Annotated in this window: 15 protein-coding genes; 8 read left to right on the top strand and 7 right to left on the bottom strand. The window is 71.5% G+C overall.

Annotated elements, in window-relative coordinates; all coding sequences use genetic code 11:
* Positions 1-262: 262 nt before the first annotated feature.
* The gene (locus tag C4U44_RS17165) at positions 263-1,255 is read left to right on the top strand and encodes a polyprenyl synthetase family protein (protein WP_160145052.1); all 993 of its coding nucleotides are present in this window, start codon (positions 263-265) and stop codon (positions 1,253-1,255) included.
* 92 nt (positions 1,256-1,347) lie between these two features.
* On the opposite strand, the gene C4U44_RS17160 is transcribed toward C4U44_RS17165, so the two are convergent.
* Positions 1,348-2,106: a hypothetical protein gene (locus tag C4U44_RS17160; RefSeq protein ID WP_103886662.1), complete on the bottom strand. Its 759-nt coding sequence runs from the start codon at positions 2,104-2,106 to the stop codon at positions 1,348-1,350.
* A gap of 268 nt (positions 2,107-2,374) precedes the next feature.
* On the opposite strand from C4U44_RS17160, the gene C4U44_RS17155 reads away from it, so the two are divergent.
* The 3 genes from C4U44_RS17155 (at position 2,375) to C4U44_RS17145 (ending at position 4,917) form a co-directional block, all read left to right on the top strand.
* The gene (locus C4U44_RS17155; protein ID WP_103886661.1) at positions 2,375-3,235 is read left to right on the top strand and encodes an esterase/lipase family protein; all 861 of its coding nucleotides are present in this window, start codon (positions 2,375-2,377) and stop codon (positions 3,233-3,235) included.
* Between the two features lie 177 nt (positions 3,236-3,412).
* Positions 3,413-4,549: a methyltransferase domain-containing protein gene (locus C4U44_RS17150; RefSeq protein WP_103886660.1), complete on the top strand. Its 1,137-nt coding sequence runs from the start codon at positions 3,413-3,415 to the stop codon at positions 4,547-4,549.
* Positions 4,546-4,917: a GntR family transcriptional regulator gene (locus C4U44_RS17145; protein ID WP_103886659.1), complete on the top strand. Its 372-nt coding sequence runs from the start codon at positions 4,546-4,548 to the stop codon at positions 4,915-4,917. Before C4U44_RS17150 ends, C4U44_RS17145 begins: the two co-directional genes overlap by 4 nt.
* A 16-nt stretch (positions 4,918-4,933) precedes the next feature.
* Here the strand turns inward: C4U44_RS17145 and C4U44_RS17140 are convergent, their stop codons facing one another.
* On the bottom strand, positions 4,934-6,100 hold the full coding sequence (locus C4U44_RS17140) for a DUF5925 domain-containing protein (RefSeq protein ID WP_235032143.1): 1,167 nt from the start codon (positions 6,098-6,100) through the stop codon (positions 4,934-4,936).
* A 242-nt stretch (positions 6,101-6,342) separates the two neighbouring features.
* Here C4U44_RS17140 and C4U44_RS17135 point away from each other — a divergent pair, with 242 nt between their 5' ends.
* Complete coding sequence (locus tag C4U44_RS17135; protein WP_103886657.1) at positions 6,343-7,137, top strand: SGNH/GDSL hydrolase family protein; 795 nt, start codon at positions 6,343-6,345, stop codon at positions 7,135-7,137.
* A 157-nt stretch (positions 7,138-7,294) separates the two neighbouring features.
* A complete protein-coding gene (locus C4U44_RS17130; RefSeq protein WP_103886656.1) occupies positions 7,295-7,558 on the top strand; it encodes a hypothetical protein in 264 nt (87 codons plus the stop codon).
* A gap of 85 nt (positions 7,559-7,643) precedes the next feature.
* Here C4U44_RS17130 and C4U44_RS17125 read toward each other — a convergent pair whose 3' ends face one another.
* The 5 genes from C4U44_RS17125 to C4U44_RS17105 all read right to left on the bottom strand — a co-directional run bounded on the left by C4U44_RS17125 (position 7,644) and on the right by C4U44_RS17105 (position 13,247).
* Entirely contained in the window at positions 7,644-8,894 is a 1,251-nt protein-coding gene (locus C4U44_RS17125) for a type ISP restriction/modification enzyme (RefSeq protein ID WP_103886655.1), read from the bottom strand.
* Between the two features lie 14 nt (positions 8,895-8,908).
* A complete protein-coding gene (locus tag C4U44_RS17120; RefSeq protein WP_103886654.1) occupies positions 8,909-9,655 on the bottom strand; it encodes a GntR family transcriptional regulator in 747 nt (248 codons plus the stop codon).
* Complete coding sequence (gene hmgA, locus C4U44_RS17115) at positions 9,652-10,974, bottom strand: homogentisate 1,2-dioxygenase (protein WP_103886653.1); 1,323 nt, start codon at positions 10,972-10,974, stop codon at positions 9,652-9,654. Before hmgA ends, C4U44_RS17120 begins: the two co-directional genes overlap by 4 nt.
* A gap of 64 nt (positions 10,975-11,038) precedes the next feature.
* Positions 11,039-11,812, bottom strand: coding sequence for an SGNH/GDSL hydrolase family protein (locus C4U44_RS17110; RefSeq protein WP_103886652.1), 774 nt, complete (start codon positions 11,810-11,812; stop codon positions 11,039-11,041).
* Position 11,813: 1 nt separating this feature from the next.
* Positions 11,814-13,247 carry an MFS transporter gene (locus tag C4U44_RS17105; RefSeq protein ID WP_103886651.1) on the bottom strand — a complete coding sequence of 478 codons (1,434 nt, stop codon included), beginning with the start codon at positions 13,245-13,247 and terminating at the stop codon, positions 11,814-11,816.
* 148 nt (positions 13,248-13,395) lie between these two features.
* Between C4U44_RS17105 and C4U44_RS17100 the strand changes: the two genes are divergently transcribed.
* Both C4U44_RS17100 and C4U44_RS17095 read left to right on the top strand, forming a co-directional pair.
* Positions 13,396-14,076, top strand: a complete 681-nt coding sequence (locus tag C4U44_RS17100) for a TetR/AcrR family transcriptional regulator (protein WP_103886650.1) — start codon at positions 13,396-13,398, stop codon at positions 14,074-14,076.
* A 5-nt stretch (positions 14,077-14,081) separates the two neighbouring features.
* Entirely contained in the window at positions 14,082-14,687 is a 606-nt protein-coding gene (locus tag C4U44_RS17095; protein WP_103886649.1) for a TetR/AcrR family transcriptional regulator, read from the top strand.
* Positions 14,688-14,778: the final 91 nt, after the last annotated feature.

Below are 14,778 nucleotides of genomic sequence, written 5' to 3'. Positions count from 1 at the left end.
GGCGGCGGCATCACGGCTCGGCGGATGGCCGGGCGGCGGCTGCGCGGGGTCGCCGCAGCGTCGTTCTTCGTTCACTCACAGGCCGGTGAATGCTGCGGTGGGTGAGCCACCTATTGTGTGGGTATCCGCCGCTCCCGCACCCCGCCCGGTCCTCCGGTCGAGCGAACGGGCAGGCGGGGTCCTGATCGTTGTCCTGCTTGAGAGCTGGTGGAGTGTGCGCGGTGGCGTGGAGCTCGGCCCCGAGCCCCTCCTGACGCTCCCCGTGGCGGAGGAGAACCTCGCGGGAGGGTGCGCGGTCGAACTGACGGCGTCACTGCTCGGGTACCTGGAATCCGCCTGCGCCTCGGACGACCGGCTGGGCGCACTGATGCGCTACGCGCTGCTGCCGGGCGGGAAACTGCTGCGTCCTCTGCTCCTGCTGGAGACCGTCGCGGCATTGGACGGCGATCCGGTGGCGGCGTTGCCGGCTGCCGCGGCCCTGGAGATGCTGCACGCGGCCACGCTCGTGCACGACGACATCATCGACCAGGATGCGCTGCGACGCGGGCGCCCCAGTGTGGCCGCGCGATTCGGACGGGCCGACGCACTGGTGGGCGGGGACGCCATGATGTGCGCCGCGCTCGGCCAGGCCCGGGCCCTGCGCTCCAGCGGCTATGACGCCGACCGGGCCCTCCAGGTGCTGGAGGTGATCAGCACGGCTGCGGTCGAGGTCAGCCGCGGTCAGATGATGGAAGCCGATCTGGTCGGCCGTATGGACTGTGCCATCGCGGAATACCTGCGGATGGTCCGGCTCAAGACCGGATCCCTGCTGGATGCGGCGACCCGAGTGGCCACCGTGCTGACGGACGCGGGCGAGCCGCACTCCCGCGCGCTCGCCCGGTTCGCCGACCACCTCGGGGTCGCGTTCCAGATGCAGGACGACCTGCTGCCGTATGCCGACGACGCCGGGGCGGCGGGCAAGCCGGCGCTCAGCGACCTGCGCAACCGGCGCCCGACCCTGCCGGTGCTGATCGCCTTCCGCAACGCCGCTCCCCGGCAGCGCCGGATGCTGCAGGATCTGTGGCGCCGGCCGGCCGAGGACGCGCAGCACGCGCTGGCCGAACTCCTGGAGACGGGCGGTGCGTTGCACGCGGCTCGGGCCACCGCGACCGAGCACCTCACCGCCGCGCTGACCGCGCTGGACGACCTGCCTCCGGGTCGTCACCGCGACCACCTCGCCGCCATGGCGGGGAGGCTGGCCGCCCGCCGGTCCTGACCGCGCGGTGTCCCCGGGCGTCCCCGGTCGGCGGCAGGGCCCTTCTTCCTTCGACGGACAGGGGTACGAGGACGAGGTCGCGGTGGTGCTGCTCATCCCGCCATGTGGGTGGTGCGGTCGAAGGCGACCCGGAACTGGGGGAAGCGTGCCCTGTTCGGATCGAGCAGGTCGATCAGTGCCACGAGTTGGGTCTGCAGCTCCTGGAGCCGGTCCACGGCGGGGGCGGCGTCCGCGGCGAGCCGGTCCACGTCTGCGAGCAGCACCTCCAGCCATGCGGCGAAGACCCGGTCGTTCGCCAACTTCGCGCAGAACTCCGCGTAGCCCAGGCACCGGCGCCGGCCCGGTTCTCCGTCGGGATGCACCATCACCTCGCCGATCGCCCGCTGCTGGGCGCGGAACAGGCGCAGTTCGTCGCTCGCGGGGTCGATCGCGGCCAGGCTCGCGCCGATGCGTGAGATCTGCAGCATGATCTGCGTGTTGACGCGGCTCCTGCCAAGGTCGAGGAACTGTATGTCCCGGCGCAGGATCTCCACCCAGCCGAGGTACTCGGCGAGCACGAAGACGGTGCTGCGCCGGACGAAGTCGGCCTCGGCCGCGGTGCCCTGGGTGAGGAAGGCCGTCAGGAACCCGGAGCCGCGCTCGGGGTCCTGGTCGATGGCATGGCCGTGCAGGATGTTGTACAGCCTGGTCTGCAGGTCGAACGCGGCCCAGGCCAGGGAGGCGCCGTACCGGTCCATGTAGTTGCGGTGTTCCCATGACTGCAGGCGCCGTTGCTGCCAGTAGCTGAAGAGCGCGGCAGCCGCCGCACCGCAGACGGCGACGATCGCCGAAACCAAGGACAACGAGTCCATGCCACCCCCCGGGCGATGGTGTCATCGAGCGCCACCAGGCTAGGGGACGCCGTGGCCCGCGCTCACCGGTGCGGCCCCGGCCGTGGTCGGGCCCGACCCGCGGACGGTCAAGGTCGGCGGGACCCGGTCCGCACGACATTTTTTACCCGCCCGCAACTAGCCCTGATCTTTCTACCCGTGCGTAACTTGTCATGAGTCCAGCAAAGTGATCCGGATCACAGGCTGCCGGGCGTCGTTGGCCCACTTCCCTGACCTGCGAGGAGATCACATGAGGTTGCCCTGGAAACGGCTGCTGGCCGTTTTCTCGCTGACGACCGTGCTGGCGATCGCGCCCTCCGCCGTCGCCTCCGCGTCCGCCGGCTCCGCGCCGACCAGCGGTTGGAACAACTACTCCTGCCACCCGTCCGCCCAGCACCCCCGGCCCGTCGTCCTGGTGCACGGCACCCTCGGCAACGGCACCGACAACTGGCTCGTGCTCGCCCCCTATCTCGTGGCGCGCGGCTACTGCGTCTTCTCCTTCGACTACGGCATGCTTCCCGGCGAGAGTCTGGTCGGCGGGCTGGGGCCGATCGCCGACTCGGCGCAGCAGCTCTCCGACTTCACCGACCGCGTACTTGCGGCCACCCATGCCGCCAAGGTCGACATGGTGGGCCACTCGCAGGGCGGCATGATGCCGCGCTACTACCTGAAGTTCCTCGGTGGCGCCGCCAAGGTGAATGCCCTGGTCGCACTGGCACCGGACAACCACGGCACCACTCTCGACGGGCTGAACGCACTGCTGCCGTACTTCCCCGCCGCGGTCGACCTGCTCCGGGACGACCTCCCCGGTCTGACCGACCAGTTGGTGGGATCGGACTTCCTGGGTCAACTCAACGCGGGCGGCGACACCGTGCCCGGCGTCCACTACACGGTGATCTCCACCATCTACGACGAGGTCGTCACGCCCTACACGAGCCAGGCGCTGTCGGGCCCGAACGTCCGCAACGTGGTGATCCAGAACCTTTGCCCGCTCGACGTGTCCGAGCACGTCGCCCTCGGCCTGACCGACCGCATCGCGTTCCACGAGGCGGCGAACGCGCTCGACCCCGCGCACGCCACCCCGACCACCTGCCTGTCGGCGGTCAGTTGACCCAGGGCGGGGACGTCCGCGAGCCGCCGGCCGTCAAGGCGTGCCATCCGACGCTCGTTGGCCACCCGGAACGCGGTCGGCTCCTCCACGGGATGCGACATCCCCTGGAGGAGCCGGGCGGGGCGGTTCCCGCGAAGCGGTCGCCTGGCTGTCAGAGGCGGATGGGACCCTTCCCCCATGAGCACCGAGACAGACAACCGGCGGTACTGGGATGCCGCCGCCGACCACTTCGACGACGAGCCCGACCACGGGCTGCGCGATCCGCGCGTCCGGTCGGCCTGGGAGACACGACTGCGGTCGTGGCTCCCCACGTCGCCGTGTGACCTGCTCGACCTCGGCTGCGGCACCGGAAGCCTCGCGCAACTCGCGGTCGCCGACGGGCACCGGGTCGTCGCGCTGGACCGGTCGGAGCGAATGGCCGGGCGGGCCCGCGCGAAGCTCGCCGGCACGGACGCCCGGGTGCTCGTCGCAGACGCGGCCCATCCGCCCGTGGGCACAGGCGGGTTCGACGTCGTACTCGTCCGCCACGTGGTGTGGGCCCTGCCCGATCCCGAGGCCGCGCTGCGGCGGTGGGCCGACCTGCTGCGTCCCGGCGGGCGGCTCGTCCTCATCGAGGGTCGATGGGGATCTCCGCCGGCCGGGATCTCCGCCGATGCCCTCGCCGAACTCACCGCACCCTTCGGCGGTTCCACCCACATCGAGCACCTTGCCCAGGAGACGGCCCTGTGGGGCCGCGCGGTGTCCGACGAACGCTACGCGGCGGTGGTCCGGCCCGCCCCGCGCTCCTCCCGCCGTCACACGGAGATCGTCGACGTCCATCTGATCCTGCTGCGTGGCGAAGAGGTGCTGCTGTCCCGGCGGCACGGCACGGGCTACGCGGACGGCCTGCTGCACGCGCCGTCCGGGCACCTCGAGGACGGCGAGGACGTGAGGAGCGGCATGCTCCGGGAGACCCGCGAGGAGATCGGGCTGGAGCTGGCCCCCGGCGACCTGGAAGCCGCCCTGGTGATGCAGCACCGCTCCCCCGAGGGCCGGGCGAGGATCGGCTGGTTCTTCGTCGCGCGCCGTGCGGCCGGCGACGCCGAGCCGGTCAACCGCGAACCCGACAAGTGCTCGGGCCTCGGCTGGTACCCGCTGGACGAGCTGCCGGACGACATGGTCGCCTACTGCCGCGCGGCCATCGACGGATACCGGGCGGGACACCGTTTCCTGCTCCATCTGCACGAGAGCGGCGACACCATCGCCTACGCTCCGGACGGTCCGGCCCGGGCGGTGCCGCTGGCGCCGCCCGGTGTGCCAGTATCCGGCGTATGAGCTTGAGGATCACGATCGATCTGGACGCGGCCAGCGCTCCGTACGAGCAGGTGCGCGCCCAGATCGCCGAGGAGGCGCGGGCCGGTCTCCTCCCGGTCAACTACAAGCTGCCCACCGTGCGCGGCCTCGCCGAGCAGTTGGGGCTCGCGGCGAACACCGTCGCGAAGGCGTACCGCGCGCTGGAGGCCGACGGGGTGATCGAGACCCGGGGCCGGCACGGCACGTACATCGCGGCGGGTGACGCGCAGGCCCGCGAGGTGGCCGCTGCCGCAACCGCTTACGCGGAGCGGGCGCGCCGCCTGGGCCTGGACCGCGAGGCCGCCCGCGCCGCGATGGAGGAGGCCCTGCGGGCGGCGTACGGCGAGTAGTTCACGCCGTACGCCGTCACAGGTAGAGGCCGCCTTCGGTCCGGGTCGGTCCGGCCAGGGCGGGAGAGGCTCCGCGCCGCAAGGCGTACAACTCGGCGAGGGTGGCGCCGTCACGGCCGATGCCTTCACCGGTGCCGAGCCATCGCACCGCCTCTTCCCGGTTCAGCGGGCCGACCTCGATGCGGGCCAGGCAGCGACCGGGCCTGACCACTGCCGGGTGCAGGCGCTCCAGATCCTCGTTGGTGGTGATGCCGACCAGGACGTTGCGGCCCTGGCCGAGCAGCCCGTCGGTGAGGTTGAGCAGCCGCGACAGCGCCTGGCCGGTCTCGTGCTTGGCCTGGCCGCGGATGAGTTCGTCGCAGTCCTCCAGCAGGAGCAGCCGCCACCGGCCACCCTCGTCGTCGTTCTCACCGATGGCGATGTCCATCAGGTAGCCGACGTCGTTGAAGAGGCGCTCGGGGTCCAGTACGCAGTCCACCTGGCACCAGTCACGCCATGAGCGCGCGAGCGTGCGGAGCGCGGACGTCTTCCCGGTGCCGGGCGGCCCGTGGAGCAGCAGCAGCCGCCCGGTGACGTCGTCGGCGGTCAGCTTCATCAGGCCGTCCATCGCGTCGGCCACCGGCGCCGAGTAGTTGCCGCGCAGCTCCTCCCAGGTGGCGGCGGAGATCTTCCGGGTGGTGCGGTGCGGGCCGCGCCGGGGCGAGACGTACCAGAAGCCCATGGTGATGTTGTCGGACTGCGGCTCCGGTTCGTCCTCCGCGTCGTCGACGACCGACTTCAGCACCTGCTCGGCGAGTTCGTCGGAGGTCGCGGCCACGGTGACGTCGGCCCCCCGGTTCCAGCGCGAGACCAGGATCGTCCAGCCGTCGCCCTCGGCCAGCAGAGCGCTGCGGTCCTTGTCGCGCGCCTGCCGCAGCAGGGCCGCGTCCGGGGGGACCAGGGTGAGGCCCGGTTTGACGCTCTCCAGCGAACTGCTGCGTGCGAAGGGTTGCTCTCCCGAGGTGAAACGGCCCAGGAACAGGGCGTCGACGACGTCGGACGGCGAGTCGCTGTCGTCCAGGCGCACGTGGATGGGCAGGGCCCGGGAGGGATCGGTCGCCGTGGCGGCCTTCCTGTCCGAGGACGGGGAAGTGGGCGGCACGTGCCTCCTCGGTGCGCGGGGTGTGGCGGACATGGGGCCCATGATCCGGCACCGCGTGGCAATCGCCCAGCGCTTTTCGGTCCGCCCCGGACTTCCGTCCGGATTCCCAAACCCCTCGAAAGGGTTGATTTGCCGCACATGTGTCCGGATATGAATTCTGTGGGGCCAACGAGGCGGCGGGACCGCCTTGTTGACCGCCCAACAGTTTCCGTACCCATGGCCCCTCCTGAGGGCGTCGTCGACGTCGCGAGCGGGTGGCCGGTGAACCCACCAGGGAGTCCCTCATGAAAATGCGCCACTTCGCCTCATCCGCGTCCGCGTTGGCCCTCATGTGCACCGCCGGCCTGCTCGGGACCGGTTCCGCGCACGCGGCGGCCGCCCGCTACGTCGCTCTCGGCGACTCCTACTCCTCCGGGGTCGGCGCCGGCGGATACGACGCCTCCAGTGGCGCCTGCAAGCGAAGTACCAGGGCCTATCCGGAGTTGTGGGCGGCGGCCCATCACCCTTCGTCCTTCGCCTTCACCGCCTGCTCGGGTGCCAAGACCACGGACGTCGCCGGCGGCCAGCTGAAACCGGTCACCTCGGCGACCAGCCTGATCAGCATCAGCGTGGGGGGAAACGACGCGGCGTTCTCCGACGTCATGTCGACCTGTGCCCTCGAGTCGCAGAAATCCTGCACGGCCCGGATCGCCAAGGCACGTACCTTCGTCGACAAGCGCCTTCCGGGTCTGCTCGACACTCTGTACGACAGGATTCGCGTCAAGGGTCCGCACGCCCACGTGGTCGTGCTCGGGTATCCGCATGTCTACAAAGTTCCCGGCGGCTGCCTGCTCGGCCTGAGCGACACCGACCGCAGGGCCATCGACGCCGCGGCCGACGACCTGGACGGGGTCATCGCCAAGCGTGCGGCCGTCCACGGGTTCACGTTCGCCGACGTCCGCAAGGTCTTCGCCGGTCACGAACTGTGCTCCGGCGCCCCGTGGTTGCACAGCGTCACGCTTCCGACGGACGAGTCCTACCACCCGACCGCGGCCGGTCAGTCCAAGGGCTATCTGTCGACTTTCGCCGCCGGGGCATGATGCGCGAGCGTTCTCCGCACGTCCGTTCCAGCGTCAACACCCTTGAAGGGAAGGTGAATCGGGCGACAGAGGCGGACGGGGGATGCGCACGTGACGTTGCGGGGGCGATAGGGTTACCCTGCCCGTGCAGGGTGCCCTCGATAGGGTGGGGAGAGTCATGGAACAGATAGCGATGCACGGCAGGCCCAGAGTGCCTGCCATCAACTGCGGTACCACGGCGTCCAGTGCGCGTCTGGACCGGCATCTCTCGGTACTGGCCGGCCCTGCCGTGCCGCAACGCGAGGCTGAGGAGGCGACCGTGCTGTTGCGGGAGCTGACCTCGCGCAACACGGCGCACACCAAGACAAACAAGGGTGCCCGGGTCTCCCTGTTCGCGCCGTTGCGCCGACTGCGGAGGTCCCTCTTCGGCAACCGGGGCTGACTCGCGAGCAGTTCGCGTACATCCCGCTGTCCACGCGGTGGGTTCCTGCGGCCGTCCTCCCCAGCGGCCGCAGCCGAACCACCGCTCACAGCAGGGCGAACTGCCCGTCGGGGCCCTCCTCGTGGTGCTCCAGCACGGAGGCGGGCCTGCGCCTGGCTCCGGGGACCGGAAGGACTCCCTCGGCCCGCAGCGCCACCGCGCCGGTCGCCCTGCTGTCGCCCGAAGTCGCCAACTGATTCGCGAAGTCCGCTTGTTCTCCCCGCAACTGGGCCAGCAGCGTCAGCACGGTGATGAGTTCCAGGAGCTCGGAGGTCGTGGTCCGGCTCCACGCCGCGGGGCGCAGCGCTTCCAGCGAGCCGGGTTCGCCCGGCGTGGTGCGCCGGGCGTACCACGCCTCCAGCACGCGTACGCCGCCTGCCGTCGTCTCCCACGTGTCGAGTGTGACGGGGGCCACCTGGCCGGAGCCGATCCACAGGGCGCGCTCTTCCGGGTCGTACCTCAACTCGTCGGGTCGGGGCCGGGCGGGCAGCGGTGCCCTGACGTAGGGGCGGCTCCCGGCGGGTGGCTTCAACCGGGCGGCGTCACGGCCCTGGGTGGAATCGGCGTATCGGGCACCTCGGGTGTGCAGCCACAGCGATCTGCGGCCCAGGGCCAGTCCTTCCCTCCACTGCTCCGGGGTGCGGGGGAGGGGCACGACGCAACCCCGGCGGCCCGGGCGGGCGGTTGCGGCGATCCAGGCGAAGGTGCCCTCGGCGTCGACGTCGGTGCCCAGGCGGGTGGAGAGCCAGGCGGTCAGCCCCGGTGCCAGGTTCGGATCCCGGCCGCCGGGCTGCCGATAGAGCGGTCGGATCAGGGCGGGTTTGCCGGCCGGTGAGCGCCCGTCGGGCAGCAGCGCGCAGAAGGTCACCGCGGGCTCCTGGGTGTCCGGCAGCGGGCTCTGCTCGACGGCGAACACCTGCCGGTCGTCGGCGATCCGCCACAACTCGGGGCGCGCCACGTCGATGAGCCGGTGGTCGGGTATCAGCCACTCCTGGTCGAAGGGTCCGTGCTGGATGCGCACCGGTTCCGGGCACCGGCCGTCCTCGCGGGCGATCGCGGTGGTGGGGGTGCGGTGGCCGGGAAGTTGGGCGACGGGGGTATGCGGGCCGCGGGCGCGGGTCGGGTGGAACAGGGCGGTTCTGGCGGCTTCGTCCGACGCGGTGGTGAGGAGCGTCCAGCGTGCCCGCAGGCAGGTGGGTTCTGGTGCCATCGGCCAGCCGCGGCCGATCCGCAGCGGGCGCACCGACCAGGGCATCAGGTCGTCCAGCAAAGGCGCGTCATCGCTCACCGTATGCATGCTACTGAGAGCCCTCAGGGCGCCTCCATGGTCACGGTGAAGGAGAACCGGTCGCCGCGGTAGTGGATGCGGACCACGTCGACGGCCCGGCCCGTGTCGTCGTACGTCACGCCGGTGTAGTGGAGTATCGGGCTGAGCAGCGGCACGTGCAGCAGGCGGGCGGTGTCCGGGGCGGCGAGTCGCGCCTCCAAGGTGTCCGTGATGCGGCTGATCCGCACCCCCAGCACATCGCGCAGCACTTTCGTCATCGGCCAGCGCTCCAGATCGGCGAGGTCGATGCGGGCGGCGAGTTCGGGGCGGACGTGGTTCTCGGCCCAGTTGGAGGGCTCGCCCGACTCGTCATGGCGCAGCCGGCGGAAGGCGACGGCTTCGGTGAGGTCGGGGAAGTACTCGGCGGCCTCCGCGGGCAGGGGCACGGGGCCGTGCGACAGGATCGTGGTGCGGCCGCCGGACTGCTGGGCGACGATGGCGTCCACCGAACCGAGCAGCTTCACCGGCGCTCCGCGCAGCGCGGTCGGCTCGATGAAGGTGCCGCGCCTGCGGTGCCGGGATATCAGTCCCTCGGTTTCCAACTCCTTCAGCGCCTGGCGCATGGTGAGCACGCTCACCCCGTAGTGCTCGGCCAGGTCGTCCTCGGTGGGCAGCCGGAGGGGAGCGTCCGCGTGCCGGCCGAGTATCGAGGCCCGCAGGGACTGCGAGACCTGGTACCACAGCGGCAGCTTGCGGTTGAGGACCAGCGAGTCGGGGGCGAAGGAGTTCACGGTCGGAAGTTTCTCTCAAGTCCCTCCCACACCGCGTCGTATCGCTCCTGGCGGTGTCCCGCCGTCAGTGCGTGCGCGGTCGGGACGACCGGCCAGCGGGTCTCGAACATGAACGCGAGCCCGTCGTCGATCTTCTGCGGCCGCAGTTCCGCGCTGCTGGCACGGTCGAAGGTGGTCCGGTCCGGGCCGTGCGCGGACATCATGTTGTGCAGGGAGGCGCCGCCGGGGACGAAGCCCTCGGCCTTCGCGTCGTAAGCGCCCTCGACCAGGCCCATGAACTCCGACATCACGTTCCGGTGGAAGTACGGGGGCCGGAAGGTGTCCTCGCCGACGAGCCAGCGCGGGGCGAACACCACGAAGTCCGCGCCCGCGAGGCCGGGGGTGTCCGAGGGGGAGGTCAGGACGGTGAAGATCGACGGGTCGGGGTGGTCGTAGCTGATCGACCCCAGGACGTTGAAACGGTGCAGGTCGTACAGGTAGGGCACGTGAGTGCCGTGCCAGGCCACCACGTCGAGCGGGGAGTGGTCGTACTCGGCCGCCCACAGGTTGCCGCCGAACTTGTTGACCACCTCGATGCTCTCGTCGCGGTCCTCGTAGGCGGCGACCGGGGCGAGGAAGTCGCGGGCGTTCGCCAGCCCGTTGGCGCCGATGGGACCGAGGTCGGGGAGCTGGAACGGCCGGCCGTAGTTCTCGCACACGTAGCCCCGGGCGGTCGCGTCGGGGAGCTCCACCCGGAAGCGGACGCCGCGCGGGAGGAGGGCGACATGGCCCGGTTCGGCACGCAGCAGGCCGAGTTCGGTACGCAGCAGTAGGGCGCCCTGCTGGGGAACGATCAGGAACTCGCCGTCCGCGGAGGAGAAGACCCGGTTCTGCATCGAGGTGTTGGCCGCGTACCAGTGGATGCCGATGCCCTCACGGCGCAGCACGTCTCCGTTGCCCCCCACGGTGATCAGGCCCTGGACGAAGTCCGTGGGCTCCTCGGGGAGGGGCAGCGGGCCCCAGCGCAACCGGTTGGGGTCCGGGTCCACGTCCTGGAAGGGGGCGCTGCGCAACGCCCCGTTCGGCACGCGGTGGAAGGGCGGGTGCGCGGCGGACGGGCGGATGCGGTAGAGCCAGCTGCGGCGGTTGTGCGAGCGGGGCTCGGTGAAGGCGGTGCCGCTGAGCTGCTCGGCGTACAACCCGAAGGGCGCGCGCTGCGGGGCGTTGCGACCGACCGGGAGCGCTCCTGGTACGGCCTCGGTGCTGTGCTCGTTGCCGAAGCCCGGCTGGTAGTCGAGGTCCTTGCCCTCGTCCCCGTGCCCGCTGTGCTGCGCGTCCATGGTCCGCTCCCCGTCCTGCCGTCGTGATTCCTATGCTGAACCATAGGAATCACGACGGCAACCCTCAGCGCCCGCCTGTGGATAACCCCGCGGCGGGGATGCGCGAGGCCAGTGTCCGGATGGTCGTCGCGGCGATGACCGCATGGCCGCGGGCGGAGGCGTGCAACCGGTCGGCGCTGAAAAGGTCCCGGTCGGAGGAGGCCGGATGGCCGTACATCCGCACGACCACGGCCCCGTGTCGTGCGGCGACCTCGCGTGTCACCTCGTTGAGCACGTGCACGCCCCTCTCCAGGGGGCCGCCGCGCAGTTCGGGTACGGCGTCGACGACGTTGGCGAGGGCGAAGACGAACAGGGTGGTGCGGCGTGCGGCCAGTGCGTCGAAGAGGTCGTCGAGTTCCGCTGCCAGGACGTCCGGGCTGAAGCCGGGGAGCAGCAGGTCGTTGCCGCCGCAGACGACACCCAGGAGGTCGGGCGCGAAGGCCGCCGCGTGCTCGGCCTGTTCGGCGCGGACCTCGGTGGCGGTCAGCCCGCGTCGCCCGAGGTTGAGGTAGGCCAGGTCGGGCACGGACCGGCGCAGCGCCTCGGCCACCCGATCCGCCCAGCACACGGTGCGGTAGCCGGGCACGGGATCGCCGAGACCCTCCGCGAGACTGTCCCCGACGATCGCCAGGCGCCTCCAGGGGGCCTCGCGCAGGAGGGTATCCGCCTCCTCGTCGCTCATGCAGTGCGGATCGGCCGACTCGCGGGAGGTGTCGTCAATGCGGTCGGAGGTCCCGGAGCTTTCGGACGCTTCGTAGGGAGAGGCGGCACCCGGGGCCGGGAGGGATTCGGCGGTCATCTCAGGACTCCTTCGGGCGGGTCAGGGTGCGGGTCATGGCGAGGCCGACCGACGCGGCGGTGGCGGCGAGCAGCGCGCAGGCCAGATAGACGTCGCGGAACGCCTGCACGCTGCCGACATGGTGGGCCGCGATGATCGTGCCGGTCGCCGCGGCGCCCAGGGCGCCGCCCAACTGCCGCGCGGTGGTGCTCATCCCGAGCCCCGAGGCGAACTGCGCCGGGGGCAGGGCCGTCGCCGCCGCGGTGGACAGGGCCGTCAGGGCCCCGCCGAATGCCGCGCCGCCGACGAGCCCCATGGGCAGCCAGAGGCTCAGGAAGCGGGTGTCGGTGCCGAGTTGCAGCCACCCCCACACGCCGACGGCCGCGGAGGCCGCCATCGCCGCGCCGACGACGAACGGAAGGTGGTGCGGCTTGGCGCGCCTGCCGACGGCGACGGCCGCCAATGCGGAGGTCAGCGCGCCGGGTGTCACCGCGAAGCCGGCCTTGAGCACCGAGTAGTGCCAGAGGGAGGTGAGGAAGAGCGGGCCGCTCAGCAGCCAGGCGAAGAGCGCCGCACCGGTGAAGGCCGCGGAGGTGGATGCCACGGCGAAGGTGCGGTTGCCGAAGAGGCCGGTCTCGACGGCCGGCGCGGAGTGGTGCACGGAGCGCAGCAGGGCGAGCGTGCCCAGGGCCGCCCCGCCTGCCGTGGTGCCGATGGTGGCCGCCGAGTCCCAGTTCCAGTCGCTCCCCTTGGTGAGCCCGAGGACGAGCAGGGCGATGCCGGCGGTGAGGGCCCCGGTCCCGAACGGGTCGGGCAGGCTCCGCCCGCCGCCGCGGCGTTCGGGCAGTCCGCGTATCCCCGCGGTCACGAGGGCGGCGCCGACAGGGATGTTGATGAGGAATACGGCGCGCCACCCGAAGACGTCGACCAGGACTCCGCCCAGGGCCGGGCCGGCCGCCGAGGCCATCGAGCCCGCCGCTCCCCAGGCGCCGATCGCCGCGGCGAGCCTGGCGGGTGGAGTGGTGGCCAGCACCAGCCCGAGGGCGGCCGGGATCATGCCCGCCGCGGCCGCTCCCTGGAGGGCTCGGGCGACGATCAGGAACGGCAGGTCGGGCGCTGCGGCGCACAGGGCGGACGCGACGGTGAAGGCGGACAGCGAGAGCAGGAAGACCCGCTTGCGGCCCACGGCGTCGGCGATCCGGCCCATCGGGGTGAGCAGGGCGGCGAAGAGCACCGCGTAACTGCTCACCACCCAGGACAGGTCGGAGACCCGATCGGCCGGAAAAGAGGTGGCCAGGTCCGGAAAGGCGACGTTGACCACGGTGGTGTCGAGGAACGCGATGAAGGTGGCCCCTGAGCTGAGCAGCAGGACGAGACCGGGCCGGGTGACCGTACCCGGAACTCCGGGCGGGGCGCCGGGGATGGCCGGGGATGCGGATGAGGCGGTTGAGGACATGACCGTCCTTGCCTTGTCGGATCCGATGCATACTGACGGTATGGAACATACATACCGAAGGTATGTGACTGTCAAGCGATGACCTTGGTTAGGGTGTGGACGGACAGGGCAGCCGTTCCCGACGGCAGGCAAGAGCAGGAGGTGCGCCGTGCCGGCAACCAGCACAGGTGCCGCCGGTGGCGCGCGGCGCCCCGGCACCCGGTCGCGTGGCGCCGGTGGTGCCGCAACTTCCGCGGCGCCCCGCCAGCGCCAGCGCGAGCGTTCCGACGCCACCGTCGAGGACCTGCTCACCGCCGCCCGCGCGCTGTTCGCCACCGACGGGTACGGCGCGACGTCCCTGGACGCGGTGTGCGAACGGGCGGGTGTCACCAAGGGCGCGCTCTACCACCACTTCACCGGCAAGCGGGAGTTGTTCAGCGGCGTCTACGCGCGCGAGCAGGAGGCGCTCGCCGCCGCCATCTCGGCCGCCTACCTGAAGGTCGCCGACCGCCCCTGGGAGGCGCTCTTCGAAGGCAGCCGGGCCTATCTCGAAGCATCGATCGACCCCGAGGTGCAGCGCATCACGCTCTTCGACGCCCCCGGCGCCCTGGGCTGGGAGGCGATGCGCACCCTCGGATTCGACTGCCGCGAGCTGACCTTCCGCGGTGTCGCCCGGGCGATCCGGAAGGGCGCGATCCCGGCCCGCCCGGCCGACCCTCTCACGTCGATGCTCTACGGCGGCCTCAGCGAGAGCGCCATGGCCATCGCCCGTGCCGAGGACCCGCAGGCCGCACTCGCGGAGACCCTGGACGAACTGCGCCGGCTCTTCGATGCCATAGCCGGGAGTTGAGGGCCGTGCCCGGGACCGAGGCGGCTCGCGGTGCGCTGCGTCGGGCTCCCGTGCAGCGCCGGAGCACCGAACGCCTCGCCCGCATCCTCGACGCCTGTGCCCGGGAACTCGACGAGGGCGGCTACGAACGGTTGAGTACGCGCGCGGTGGCCGCACGCGCCGGAGTGCCGATCGGTTCGGTCTACCGTTTCTTCTCGGACAAGCGCGCCATGACCGACGCGCTGGCGCACCGCAATCTCGACGAGTTCCTGGACCGTACGGCGGCGCGGCTGGCCGAGCCGGGTGTCGGCGCGGACTGGCGCGCCGCCGTCGACGTCCTGGTCGAGGAGTACACGGCGATGAAGCGCACAGCGCCGGGTTTTGCCCTGGTGGACTTCGGAGTTCCGGGGGAGACCAACCAGGATCTCGCCGACAGGCTGCCGGCGCTGCTCGGCGACCGGCTTCCCGTCGACCCCGCCGACCCGCGGCTCCGGCTGGCGCTCGTCATCGCCGTCGAGGCCGCGGACGCCGCACTGCAACTCGCCTTCCGGACCAGCCAAACGGGTGATTCGCGCGTGATCGCCGAGGCGAAAGAGCTGGTCAGGGCCTATCTCGGCACGGTGCTCGAATAACGAACAGCCATTCGACGGGTCGCCGTCGATGGAGCCGGGTAGGTCCTTGATCAGAACCACTCGGCGCCGATATCTCCGCGCGATCGCACGG

Origin of the sequence: Actinacidiphila yanglinensis, assembly GCF_900107965.1 — a bacterium.
In the GTDB taxonomy this organism is placed as follows: domain Bacteria; phylum Actinomycetota; class Actinomycetes; order Streptomycetales; family Streptomycetaceae; genus Actinacidiphila; species Actinacidiphila yanglinensis.
The sequence above is the reverse complement of the archived record's forward strand: the minus strand, read 5'-3'. Positions and strand labels throughout refer to the sequence as shown.

Bases quoted from the DNA above. Each gene is read 5' to 3' on its own strand.
- C4U44_RS17160 (WP_103886662.1), bottom strand. From the start codon at position 2,106: ATGGACTCGTTGTCCTTGGTTTCGGCGATCGTCGCCGTCTGCGGTGCG.
- C4U44_RS17155 (WP_103886661.1), top strand. From the start codon at position 2,375: ATGAGGTTGCCCTGGAAACGGCTGCTGGCCGTTTTCTCGCTGACGACC.
- C4U44_RS17150 (WP_103886660.1), top strand. From the start codon at position 3,413: ATGAGCACCGAGACAGACAACCGGCGGTACTGGGATGCCGCCGCCGAC.
- C4U44_RS17145 (WP_103886659.1), top strand. From the start codon at position 4,546: ATGAGCTTGAGGATCACGATCGATCTGGACGCGGCCAGCGCTCCGTAC.
- C4U44_RS17140 (WP_235032143.1), bottom strand. From the start codon at position 6,100: ATGGGCCCCATGTCCGCCACACCCCGCGCACCGAGGAGGCACGTGCCG.
- C4U44_RS17135 (WP_103886657.1), top strand. From the start codon at position 6,343: ATGAAAATGCGCCACTTCGCCTCATCCGCGTCCGCGTTGGCCCTCATG.
- C4U44_RS17130 (WP_103886656.1), top strand. From the start codon at position 7,295: ATGGAACAGATAGCGATGCACGGCAGGCCCAGAGTGCCTGCCATCAAC.
- C4U44_RS17125 (WP_103886655.1), bottom strand. From the start codon at position 8,894: ATGCATACGGTGAGCGATGACGCGCCTTTGCTGGACGACCTGATGCCC.
- hmgA (WP_103886653.1), bottom strand. From the start codon at position 10,974: ATGGACGCGCAGCACAGCGGGCACGGGGACGAGGGCAAGGACCTCGAC.
- C4U44_RS17110 (WP_103886652.1), bottom strand. From the start codon at position 11,812: ATGACCGCCGAATCCCTCCCGGCCCCGGGTGCCGCCTCTCCCTACGAA.
- C4U44_RS17105 (WP_103886651.1), bottom strand. From the start codon at position 13,247: ATGTCCTCAACCGCCTCATCCGCATCCCCGGCCATCCCCGGCGCCCCG.